The sequence below is a fragment of the Niallia sp. Marseille-Q9988 genome (genome assembly GCF_976954375.1).
Map to the genome: position 1 here is coordinate 16,742 of NZ_CDRJSZ010000016.1, position 12,957 is coordinate 29,698.

The 12,957-nt window shown below is 37.4% G+C and carries 7 protein-coding genes and 2 pseudogenes; all 9 read left to right on the forward strand.

From position 1 onward, the window contains the following. Positions 1-119 precede the first annotated feature (119 nt). Positions 120-1,865, forward strand: coding sequence for an adenine deaminase C-terminal domain-containing protein (locus ACWNMZ_RS22275; protein ID WP_441131835.1), 1,746 nt, complete (start codon positions 120-122; stop codon positions 1,863-1,865). A 138-nt stretch (positions 1,866-2,003) separates the two neighbouring features. After that, positions 2,004-3,044 carry a DUF3048 domain-containing protein gene (locus ACWNMZ_RS22280; RefSeq protein WP_441131833.1) on the forward strand — a complete coding sequence of 347 codons (1,041 nt, stop codon included), beginning with the start codon at positions 2,004-2,006 and terminating at the stop codon, positions 3,042-3,044. A gap of 77 nt (positions 3,045-3,121) precedes the next feature. After that, complete coding sequence (locus ACWNMZ_RS22285) at positions 3,122-3,436, forward strand: YerC/YecD family TrpR-related protein (protein WP_031540068.1); 315 nt, start codon at positions 3,122-3,124, stop codon at positions 3,434-3,436. A 488-nt stretch (positions 3,437-3,924) separates the two neighbouring features. Then, positions 3,925-4,617 (forward strand): heptaprenylglyceryl phosphate synthase, encoded by a 693-nt coding sequence (locus ACWNMZ_RS22290; RefSeq protein ID WP_031540067.1) that lies wholly within the window; start codon positions 3,925-3,927, stop codon positions 4,615-4,617. Between the two features lie 54 nt (positions 4,618-4,671). After that, positions 4,672-5,355, forward strand: a pseudogene (locus ACWNMZ_RS22295) (UvrD-helicase domain-containing protein); the annotation flags it as partial. An 824-nt stretch (positions 5,356-6,179) separates the two neighbouring features. Next, positions 6,180-7,982 carry a group II intron reverse transcriptase/maturase gene (gene ltrA, locus ACWNMZ_RS22300; RefSeq protein ID WP_449598903.1) on the forward strand — a complete coding sequence of 601 codons (1,803 nt, stop codon included), beginning with the start codon at positions 6,180-6,182 and terminating at the stop codon, positions 7,980-7,982. Positions 7,983-8,078: 96 nt separating this feature from the next. Further along, positions 8,079-9,626 (forward strand): annotated as a pseudogene (locus ACWNMZ_RS22305) (3'-5' exonuclease); the annotation flags it as partial. Positions 9,627-9,643: 17 nt separating this feature from the next. After that, positions 9,644-11,668: an NAD-dependent DNA ligase LigA gene (gene ligA / locus ACWNMZ_RS22310; protein WP_441993294.1), complete on the forward strand. Its 2,025-nt coding sequence runs from the start codon at positions 9,644-9,646 to the stop codon at positions 11,666-11,668. Then, positions 11,665-12,780, forward strand: a complete 1,116-nt coding sequence (locus ACWNMZ_RS22315) for a CamS family sex pheromone protein (protein WP_031538086.1) — start codon at positions 11,665-11,667, stop codon at positions 12,778-12,780. The genes ligA and ACWNMZ_RS22315 overlap by 4 nt, the downstream gene beginning before the upstream one ends. The last annotated feature ends 177 nt before the right edge of the window (positions 12,781-12,957 follow it).

Consider the following 12,957-nt stretch of genomic DNA (forward strand, 5'->3'; position numbering starts at 1 on the left):
TTTATATGGTAAAATAATGTTAATCTTAGGAAATTACATAGCAATTCCTAATATATTCAAAGAGAAATCGTTCCATTTTTTATATACATGAGACAGACCATGAAAAGGGAGGAAGCGTAGTGTTAGCTCAGCGATATCGATGGAAAAACAAAGTTTTGCGTGACCATGTATCCATTTTGAATGGTGAAAAATCCCCCACAATCATTCTAAAAAATGCAACTTATTTAAATCAGATATTACGCAAGTGGCTTATAGCAAATATCTGGATATATCAAGATAGAATCATTTATGTGGGCAATGACATGCCCATCCGAATAGATCAAGCAGAAATTGTTGATTGCACAGAACTTTTTTTAGTTCCAGGATATATAGAACCACATGCTCATCCTTTTCAAATATATAATCCCCTAACCTTAGCCCAATATACATCACAATTTGGTACAACTACATATGTGAATGATAACCTTGTTTTGGCTATGCAGTTAGAAAAAAAGAAAGCGTTTACTTTTTTGAACTTTATGAAGGACATTCCATCTACGATATTATGGTGGAGTAGATATGATGCACAAACAGAGCTACAAGATGAAGAGCAAGTTTTTTCCCATGGAAATGTAAAAAGTTGGATAGAGAATGATGCAGTAATTCAAGGTGGAGAATTAACAGGCTGGCCGAAACTTTTAGACGGTGATGATATGATGCTTCACTGGATGCAGGAGACAAAGCGTCTGAGAAAGCGAATCGAGGGACATTTTCCGGGAGCATCTGAGAAAACGCTCGCAAAATTAATGCTTCTGGGAGTAGATAGTGATCATGAAGCAATGACAGGGAAAGAGGTGCTGAATCGTTTGCTTCAAGGGTATAAAGTAAGTCTTAGGTACTCTTCTATCCGACCAGATTTGCCTAAATTGCTAAAGGAAATGAAAGAATTGGGAATTGATCAGTATGATCGTTTAATGTTAACTACAGACGGATCTCCGTCCTCTTTTTACGAAAATGGGCATATTGATCAGCTCATTCGAATAGCAATGGATCATGGTGTACCATTAATAGATGCTTATAATATGGCAACCATTAATATCGCTAACTTTCATGGGATTGAACATTTACATGGCAACATTGCAACAGGGAGAGTTGCGAATATCAACTTACTGAAGGCGAAAGATAATCCAACGCCTGTCTCTGTGTTAGCCAAAGGAATTTGGGTGAAGAAAGATCGTAAAGAAATAAAGGAAGCCTATCCATCGGTTGAGTGGGAGCAATTTAATTTAACCCCCCTTGATATAAAATGGAATGTAAATAGCCTTGACATGCAATTTTCGATGCCCTTTGGAATAAGATTAGAGAATGCAGTAATTACCAAACCATATTCCATCTCGATTAACGTTTCTGATGCAATTCTCACAGAGGAACACGATGAATGTTATTTTATGCTCTTAGATCGAGAGGGAGAATGGCGAATCAACACTTTATTGAAGGGATTTACAAAGGAAATTGGCGGAATGGCTAGCTCTTATACAGGAGATGGAGATATAGTTTTATTAGGAAAAAGCCATGCTGATATGATAACCGCATTTAATCGCTTAAAGGAGATAGGTGGAGGCATTGTTCTGGTGAAAAACGGAAAGGTAGACATTGAAATTCCATTGCCATTAAGAGGAATGATGGCTGCTATGCCAATGGAGGAGCTTATTAAAAAAGAGAAGGAATTACTGCAGTATATTAAAGATAGAGGTTACCAGTATGAGGATCCTATCTATACCATTGTGTTTTTCACCTCCACCCATTTGCCATATATTCGGATTACGCAAAAAGGTTTATTTGATGTTATGAATAAAAGTGTACTCTTTCCAGCGATAATGCGTTAAAATATAAAAGAGTTCTATTGTTTAATTAGAATATTCTGATATATTAAATAAGTAAGGATTTACTCCCATAAAGGGAGTAGATGTTATAAACGACACAGACCATTTAACATCATGTTGATGGATTACTAGGAGGGGACTATGAAGAAAAGATGGTTTGTTTTTCTATTTCTGCTTCTTACCTTAACGGCCTGCAACAGCGAACCGAAGGATGTAGGAAAACATAATGGTAATCAAACCGGCAATGGTGCTAAGGAAGAAGAGGGATTAACAGACCTTGCTACTTTATATCCATTAACTGGTTTGCCTAGCAATACAGAAAGTACAGACCGTGCAGTTACTGTTATGGTTAATAATCATCCTGATGCAAGACCACAAACAGGACTGACAGATGCAGATATTGTGTATGAAGTATTAGCAGAAGGTGAAGTTACTCGGTTTCTAGCGGTTTTTCAAAGTACAAAGCCTACAGTAGTTGGGCCTGTCCGTAGTTCACGAGACTATTATATCGAGCTTGCAAAGGGTTATAATAGTTTGTATATTGCACATGGCTATAGTCCAGAAGCAAAAAAACTGCTTACAAACGGTTATATTGATAATTTAAACGGCATGGAGTATGATGGAACCCTCTTTAAAAGGTCCTCTGATCGAGTTGCTCCGCATAATTCTTACATAAGCTTTGCCAACATTGAGAAGGGTGCAAAGGAGAATAATTATTCGTTATCAGGAGCACCAGAACCATTACAATTTTTAAAAACAAAAGAACTAGAGGAAATAGAGGGCGAAGAGGCAACCTCTGTCAGTATTAATTATGGTACGAATCCAAGCTTTAATTCACAGTTTTTATATGAAGATGATATCCAGAAATATATTCGATTCTCTAATGGGGAACAAACAGTTGATTATGAAACAAATGCATCCGTGGCAGTAGATAATGTGTTTATAATTGAAACTAGTCATAAGGTTATTGATAATAAAGGAAGAAAAGAAATTGATTTAACATCTGGCGGCAACGCCTATTTGTTGCAGCAAGGAAAATGGCAGGAAGTTCATTGGGAAAATGTTGAAGGAAGACTTCTCCCATTTAAAGGAGATAAACAGGTAGGTTTTGTACCTGGGAAAACGTGGATTAATATAATCCCTTCGACTCCTGGACTAAAGAGCGCCGTAACGTTGAAATAATGATTGACTATTGGTAAGGCTGATTATTAAAAATGTTGCCTTTGATAAAAATAATGGATAAAAAATGGAGGTTTCCTATGCAAATTGATAAATTAAGAGGAAGAGAGTTGGATCAATTATTTGAATCCATTCTCTCCCTTGAATCATTGGAAGAATGCTATCAGTTTTTTGATGACTTATGTACAGTCAATGAAATTCAATCCCTTTCCCAACGGTTAGAAGTAGCAAGAATGCTAAGGGAAGGAAATACGTATCATACAATTGAAAAAGAAACAGGTGCAAGCACTGCAACTATATCCCGCGTTAAACGCTGCCTGAATTATGGAAATGATGCATATGAATTAGCGTTAGCACGAATTAAGAAAGAAGATCCAACTAAAATAGAAGAATAAGATTGCGAAAGGGATTGTCCCAAAAAAGACTAAATCTGAACGATTTTCTTTTTCGGGACAACCCTTTTATTTTTGAATTCTAGACAGTTTTTGATGAAAACAATGATTAATTTACTATGTGAGAAATGAAACAATTGCTTCCTCCTTTTCGTCCAATAGAAAAGAGAGGGGTTTCCTCCATTCCTTTTAAGAGTTAAGAAAGCATAAGTTTATGAAGTTGATTTGGTGTCCAGCTCCGGGCACCTAGAAGCTGATGGGCTTCACAACCTTTCCTTACGATAAGTCAACATCGGTTCACTAGAGTTGACCATGTTTTTTCCTATATCTGAGGAAAAGTTGGTCCACCTCACACGCTCCTAAACGGGTGTCCTCCGCTTTTCTAATCACCAAGAAATATTTACAAGCAGTTAAACGGAAGGATTTCTTTTTTGATGGAATATCTAATGCTATAATGAAATGATGTAAAGGTTAGAATGGAGGAAGTTTGCATGTATGATGTGCGCGAATGGCGTCATGTATTTAAATTAGACCCGAATAAGGAAATTTCAGATGAAGCGCTAGATCGTTTATGTGAATCTGGTACAGATGCAATCATCATTGGAGGAACGGATGGCATAACATTAGATAATGTCCTAAATCTAATGGCGCGTGTTCGTCGCTATACTGTTCCTTGTATATTAGAAGTGTCAACAATAGATTCGGTTTCACCCGGATTTGATTTATATTTTATTCCAACTGTTTTAAATAGCAGGGATACAAAATGGATAACTGGTCTTCACCATGAAGCAGTGAAGGAATATGGCGAGCTTATGGATTGGGATGAATTTTTGATTCAAGGCTACTGTGTGTTAAATAAAGACTGTAAAGTAGCGGAATTAACAAATGCCCAGACAGAATTATCCGAAGAAGATATCGCAGCATATGCCTTAATGGCAGAAAAGATGTTTCATTTGCCCATTTTTTATTTGGAATATAGCGGAGCATATGGAGAACCTTCGATTGTAAAAGCTGCAAAGAGTCAATTAAGTAAAACCATTCTGTTCTATGGTGGAGGTATTGAAACAGTCGAACAGGCTGAGGAAATGGCAAATTATGCAGATGTAATTGTTGTCGGAAATATAATTTACACAGACATATCTGCCGCATTGCGAACGGTCGAAATAAAAAAGAGTTATCGTTGAATAACCAATGAAGCTAGGTTAAAATAGAATATATGTTCTTATGGTGGTGAAAAGATGCAATTTTTAACAGATAAAATACTAAATGGATTAAATCCAGAACAGAAGGAAGCTGTTAAAGCGACAGAGGGTCCTTTATTAATTATGGCAGGTGCAGGAAGTGGGAAAACCCGAGTTTTAACACAGAGAATTGCCTATCTTATGGTGGAAAAGGGGGTTAATCCATACAATATCTTAGCAATTACGTTTACAAATAAAGCGGCGAAGGAAATGCGTCAGAGAATAGCAGCTGTTTTAGGCGGAGCAAGTGAGGATATATGGATATCAACCTTTCACTCGATGTGTGTGCGGATATTAAGAAAAGATATTGATCGAATTGGCTATAACCGAAACTTTACGATATTGGATACAACAGATCAGCAGTCTGTTATTAAAGGCATCCTGAAAGACCGAAACATTGATCCGAAGAAATATGATCCCCGTGCTATTCTAGCAAGTATTAGTTCTTCAAAGAATGAGCTTGTTACTCCAGAAGAATTTGCGAAGACTGCAGGCGATTACTTTTCACAAATTGTTAGTGATGTATATACAGAGTATCAAAGACGCTTGCGCAAAAACCAAGCCTTGGATTTCGATGATTTAATCATGCAGACAATCCATCTATTTCAAAGAGTACCAGAAGTTTTAGAATACTATCAACGTAAGTTTCAATATATTCATGTAGATGAGTATCAGGATAGTGCGACACGTTTCTAACTGAAAAGGTTAGACACTAGCGTAATGCTAGGAGAACTAAGAATCTGAAGAGTCGAATGATGGGGTAACGCCCTGAAAGGCTCGCCTAATCCTCCGAATAGCGTTCAGGTGGTGCAAAACACTTGAGGGTTATAAGCTCGGTGAAGTCGGTTGAAGGTCATCCTAACGAGAAAGACGAGGAAAGCTCTCTGGAGGCAGGGGGTATGGCTGATAGACCGGGGTTCTACAAGACAATCTATGGTGAGAAATTAGATGTCACAGCCATCTATTGACGAAATTCCGAATGTACGGCTCTAGAGATATAGCTATTCGAAACGGATAGTCCCGCATGTCGGGGTTAGTGAGGTAGAGTAAAATTTGTCTTTATGAAATACCTTATGATGTTACAGGCATCATCCAGCTAACAGGGCTAGAGGAATCACCTACGGATTGTGAATGAACAGATAGGATTCTTGGAACGTGGTAAGCCGATAACGTGGAGAGTTTGCATTCTATGAAGCGGTAGCAGGGAAAGCATATATGTCGAAAGTGTATATGTATAACCTCTTTTATGTCGGTGAAGGTAATGGCACAGTACCAAAGAAACTGTTATAACAAACAGTGGAGGGATAGCCATTAGTCAACTGTTAGAAGACGACATTATTAAAACAGAAATTTCAGGTTCGAGTATGACTAAGAGAAATGAAAGCTGAAATTACAAACCCAATTTGGGAATGTAAAGAGGTGAGTAATTGACTGAAACCCATGCGAAGCCGAAGAAGTTAAAAAGTCAAAAGCTGAGAAACAATGAGTATTACAACACACAAGACATGTTTGACCAGTTATATCAGCTAAGTTCGGAAGGAAAAACTTTTAATAAGTTATATGAATTAGTTCTACACCCTGCAAATGTTAAACTTGCTTTTCGTAACATCAAGAAAAACAAGGGAAGTAAGACAGCGGGAGTGAATCAAAACACTATATTCGAAATCGGACTTAGAAGCCCTGATATGCTTGTACAATATGTTAAAAAACGCCTAGATGATTATAAACCTCATAAAGTGAAACGTAAGGAAATCCAAAAGCCAAATGGCGGCATTCGTCCTTTAGGAATTCCTACTATTGAAGATAGACTTATTCAACAATGCTTATTACAAGTTCTTGAACCTATATGCGAGGCTCGCTTTCATAAACATAGCTATGGATTCAGACCTCATCGGAGTCAAATCCACGCATATTCAAGGGCTGTAACATTAGCAAACAAAAACAAACTACATTATGTAGTAGATGTTGATATTAAAGGTTTCTTCGATAACGTTGATCATGGGAAGTTGCTTAAACAACTATGGACGATTGGAATTAGGGATAAACGTATTCTTTCGATTATAAGTAAGATGCTCAAAGCTGAGGTTAAAGGAATTGGGAAACCTACTAAGGGAACTCCACAGGGAGGAATTCTTTCTCCGTTACTTTCAAATGTAGTATTGAATGAATTCGACTGGTGGATAAGTAATCAGTGGGAAACAATTAAGACGAGAAAGGATTACACAAAGATACGTGTAATTGGTGGAAAACAGCGGTTTGACCAAACGGTGAAATACGCCACCCTTAAAAGGTATACCAAGTTAAAGGAAATGTTTATTGTAAGATATGCAGATGACTTTAAAATCTTTTGTCGAGACCACAAAACCGCATTTATTATATTTGAATCTTCTAAGCAGTGGTTAAAGGAAAGATTAGGCCTTGAAATCAGCAATGAGAAATCGAGAGTAGTCAATTTACGTAAGAACTATTCGGAGTTTCTAGGGTTTAAGTTCAAAGTAGTTCCAAAAGGCAAAAAGCGTGTTGTTAAATCGCATATGACAGATAAATCACGACGCAAGGTAATTGAGAAAATAAAAACAAAAGCTGAATTTATTCGAAGAAAACCGAATAAGGCTGAAGTAACTAAATTTAACTCAACTATCTTGGGAATTCACAATTATTATCGGTATGCGACACATACGACAAAGGATTTCAGTGAAATTTCTTACTCAGTCAAACGAATCCTGTATAACAAGCTTAAAAAAGCAAAGAGTTCAAAGGGAGTTATCACACCATTCTTTCAAAAAGCATATAAAGATTATCTTAATAAAAAGAAATTCTTTGCGTGTGGCATGATGTTATTCCCGATAGATGGGGTGAAACACAAAAGCCCTTTGAACTTTACTCAGGAGAAAAACTCTTATACCGAAAGTGGACGAATCTTGGTTCACAATAGCCAAGAGGCTGTATCGCCATTCATGGTACATTATTTGATGGAAAACCCAATAAAATCGGAGAGTATGGAATACAATGACAATCGACTCTCAAAATATATTGCTCAATTAGGTAAATGTGCAATAACACGTAAAGATTTAATCATTGGGGAAATGGAACTCCATCATAAAAAGCCTAGAAATAAAGGTGGAACGGACGCTTATCAAAACCTTATATTTATATGTAAGGAAGTCCATAAGTTAATCCATGCGGTAAAGGAAAACACCATTAATAAGTACCTTAATGTACTGAATCTTAATGAAGAACAACTGAGTAAAGTTAACGCTCTTCGTAAAAAAGTGGGCAACTGTGTAATTGATAATGTAACGAGCTAGTAGTTGATGGGGCGCCGTATGAGGTGAAAGTCTCACGTACGGTGCTAAGCGGGGGAAAAGATGGAGATTACTTCAAAGTCTTACCTATCGCAACCGAATAGATCACAATATATGCTAGTAAAACTTTTAGCAAGCCGATTCCGCAATCTCTGTGTAGTTGGGGACTCTGATCAGTCTATTTATGCATGGCGTGGTGCAGATATATCCAACATCCTTTCTTTTGAAAAGGATTATCCAAATGCAAAAGTAGTAATGCTGGAACAAAACTATCGTTCCACAAAACGAATTCTGCAAGCCGCGAATCAGGTCATTGCCAATAATTCTGGTCGTAAAGATAAAAATTTATGGACAGAAAATGAAGATGGCAACAAGATATACTATTACCGAGCTGATAGTGAGCAAGGGGAAGCGCAATTTGTTATTGGGAAAATTCAAGAATTAAGAAGAGAAACATCTCTTAACTTATCGGATATAGCTATCCTTTATCGAACAAACGCACAATCACGTGTAATGGAGGAAATGCTTCTTAAGTCAAATATTGAATATTCGATTGTTGGAGGTATAAAGTTCTACGATCGAAAGGAAATTAAAGATACACTTGCTTATCTTCGTCTGATTGCAAATCCGGATGACGATATTAGCTTCCAACGGGTCATTAACGTTCCAAAGCGTGGAATTGGCTCTAGTTCAGTTGATAAAATCGCTAATTTCGCAGCAATGCATGATATGTCCATGTATCAAGCATTAGAGGCCGTTGAATTAATTGGCTTAAGTCCAAAGATTACGAAGGCTGCAAGTGAATTCCGTGATTTAATTCAAAATTATACAAGAATGCAGGAATATTTATCTGTGACAGAACTTGTCGAAGAAGTTATTGATAAATCCGGCTATGTAGACATGTTAAAAGCGGAAAAGTCCATTGAAGCTCAAAGTAGATTAGAAAACATAGAAGAATTTATGTCTGTGTCGAAAAACTTTGAAGATGCTAATGACGATAAATCATTAATTGCTTTCCTAACAGATTTAGCATTGGTTGCCGACATTGATAAATTGGATGATGATGGAAAACAAGCAGATTCTGTTGTTTTAATGACATTGCACTCTGCAAAAGGTTTAGAATTCCCAATTGTTTTCTTAATTGGTTTGGAAGAAGGAGTTTTCCCACATTCTCGTTCATTAATGGAAGAAGGAGAGATGGAAGAGGAACGCCGTCTTGCATACGTAGGAATTACACGGGCAGAGAAGCAATTGTATTTAACAAATGCCCAGATGAGAACTTTATTTGGACGTACCAATATGAATCCACCTTCTCGGTTTGTAAAAGAAATTCCGGAAGATTTGCTTGAAGGTGTGAATCCTGTTTCGAATAGACAAAGAATGTCACCAGCACAAAGCGGCTCTCGAACTTCTTATTCCCAACAGCAGCCAACGAGAAAGGCAGTTATCCGTCCTGCTACAGTCGCAACAGGTGGAGAAGGAATCGGATGGAGTGTAGGCGATAAAGCAGTCCATGGTAAATGGGGTACTGGGACGGTTGTTAGTGTTAAAGGGGAAGGCGATTCAAAAGAGCTAGACATTGCTTTTCCAAGCCCAGTAGGCATTAAACGACTATTAGCTAAATTTGCACCGATTCAAAAAGGATAAGGAAAGGAAAAGGATATATGGAACAAACTCTTGCAGAGAAGCGAGTTAAAGAACTGCATAATTTATTAAATCAGTATGGGTATGAATATTATGTTCTGGACAATCCTTCTGTTCCTGATGCGGAATATGACGCATTATTAAATGAATTAATCCGTTTGGAAGAACAATTTCCGAGCTTAAGAACAAATGATTCTCCATCACAGCGAATTGGCGGAGAAATACTGGATATGTTCTCAAAGGTTCAGCATCAAAAACCGATGCTGAGCTTAGGGAATGCATTTAATGAGGCGGATTTACGCGATTTTGATCGAAAGGTTCGTGCGGCTATTGGGGAAGACTTTTCATACGTCTGTGAATTAAAGATAGATGGGCTTGCTGTTTCCCTTCGATATGAGAATGGCTTATTTGAACAAGGAGCAACGCGAGGAGATGGAACAACTGGAGAGGATATTACGGCGAATCTGAAAACGATTCGTTCTATTCCCCTACGTTTAAATCAACCGATCAGTTTAGAGGTTCGTGGCGAAGCATTTATGCCGAAAAAATCCTTCGAGGCACTTAATAAAATAAAGGATGAAAATGGGGAAGAGCCATTTGCCAATCCTAGAAATGCTGCAGCTGGTTCTTTACGTCAATTAGATCCGCGCATTGCGGCATCTCGAAACTTGGATATCTTCCTTTATGCCATTGGGGATGTTGGTCAGACTGGTGTTCAATCCCATAGTGAAGGACTGGATTTACTCGATACACTTGGATTCAAAACAAACAAAGAAAGAAAAAAATGTCAAACAATTGAGGATGTTTTACAGTATATTGAAGGCTGGCAGGAAAAACGTCCACACTTGCCCTATGAAATAGATGGTATTGTAATAAAAGTAGACGGTTTAGCTCAGCAAGAGCAGCTTGGAACAACTGCAAAAAGTCCGAGATGGGCGATAGCATACAAATTTCCCGCAGAGGAAGTAATGACAAAGCTTCTTGCCATTGAACTGAATGTGGGGAGAACAGGTGTTGTGACGCCAACTGCTGTATTAGAACCCGTAAAGGTTGCTGGAACAACGGTGAAAAGAGCATCACTACATAATGAGGACTTAATACGGGAAAAAGATATTAGACTCGGCGATATGGTTGTTGTCAAAAAAGCTGGTGATATTATTCCAGAAGTAGTGAATGTTTTAGTGGAAAAAAGAACCGGTGAAGAAGAAGAATTTCTAATGCCTACTCATTGTCCTGAATGTAATAGTGAACTTGTTCGATTAGAGGAAGAAGTAGCATTGCGCTGTATTAATCCAAAATGTCCTGCGCAAATTAGGGAAGGCTTAATTCACTTTGTTTCTAGAAATGCTATGAATATTGACGGGCTTGGTGAGCGAGTAGTGAGCCAATTATTTTCTGAAAAACTAATTGAAGATGTTGCGGACTTATACACATTAGATTATGAGCAACTCATTCAATTAGAAAGAATGGGCGAAAAGTCTGTGAATAATTTATTGCAAGCAATAGAAGCTTCAAAGCAAAATTCCCTTGAGAGGCTGTTGTTTGGCTTAGGAATTAGACATGTGGGAGCAAAAGCAGCGAAAACAATTGCAATGGAATTCAAACATATGGACCAGCTTGTTAAAGCATCAAAAGAAGAGTTAACGGCTATTAATGAAATTGGCGAAAAAATGGCTGACTCCATTGTCACTTTTTTTGAACAGGAAGAAGTGCTGGAATTAATCAATGAACTTAAAACCTATGGTGTTAACATGGAATATACGGGTCCATTACCAGTAACGACAGAAGATGCTGATTCCGTATTTGCTGGAAAAACCATTGTTTTAACAGGAAAGTTAGAACAACTTTCTCGTAATGAAGCTAAAGAACAAATTGAATTATTAGGTGGTAAAATAACAGGAAGTGTCAGTAAGAAAACAGATTTAGTCATTGCAGGAAATGATGCAGGAAGTAAATTAACAAAAGCGGAACAGTTAGGTCTTGAAGTATGGGATGAGGAAAAACTTATGGAAGAATTGAAGAACAAAGGTGTGTTTGGTGAATGAAAAAACACGTAATGATGGTGCTTGGACTAATATTAGTCCTATCAGCTTGTGCACCTAACTTTAATAAAGAAGAAGAAGTAAAGACAGAAGACGTAGATAGTAATACAACAGAAACAGCGATTATACCAAATTATAAAATCTCTGACGATTATTATAAGGTAGTTGTTCCATTCAAAGCTTCTGAAGCAAGGGGATTGGTTGTAAATAATTTAAATACCCGCTATGACATTGCTGAATTTGAAACAGGATTAATGCGAATTGCACAAAATGCATATGATCCAGAACAATACTTTTTCCAAGAAGGCCAGTATTTAGATAGCAGTTTAATCACCAATTGGCTTGGGAGAAAGTCTAGCAAGAATGCAAAGGGGTTAAATCCAGCTGGCGAGGAAAATGGCAAAGAGCCCATTTATTTAGCTCATATCCTCGAACATGATTATTTAGTGAAAACCGATGATAATAGTTTAAAGCTTGGTGGAATTTCAATTGGTTTGGCTATGAATTCAGTCTATTCCTATGTAGAAAAGGGAGCGGCAAAAGAACTGAAAATAGATCGAACAAAGCTTGAAAAAGAAGGGAAAAAAATTGCAATAGAGGTAGTAAAAAGAATTAGAGAAGTGGAAGGACTTGAAAAGGTTCCAATCATTATTTCTCTTTTTGAGCAGAAGGAAAGCTCCTCTGTTGTTCCTGGAAACTTTATTTCATATGCTAAGGTTGCAGGTGATAGCAAAAGTATAGGGGATTGGGAAGAGATTAATGAAAAATATATTTTATTCCCAAGCTCAGATACGCAATATAAGTCAGAAGCGGATGCATTTTCTTATTTTAAGCAGGACATTGAAAATTATTTTCCTAACTTTAATGGAGTTGTCGGAAGAGCTTTCTATGTGAATGATGAAATGCAGAATTTAAGTATTGAGATTCCGATTCAGTTTTATGGAGAAGCAGAAGCACTCGGCTTCACTCAATTTGTTGCAGGGAAGGTTATGGAACATTTTCCGCCAAATAATACCTCTTCTGTGCAGGTTAGCATTACCTCCGTATATGGCCCTGAAGCATTAATTGTTCGTGATGTTGATGCAGAAGAACCATTTATTCATATTTATCAATAAAGGGATACTTCCATAAATGGGAACTCTTGATCTCTCGTTTATGGTTAGTTGAACACCTTCTTCCTCGAATTTTATAAGCTAACGGTGTACTTACTGAAGGTTAAGAGGATAATGTCAGAGAGTTAATCATCATGCTTCCCTTGAAAAGTGGAATAACTGATGCCTAACTCTCTCTTT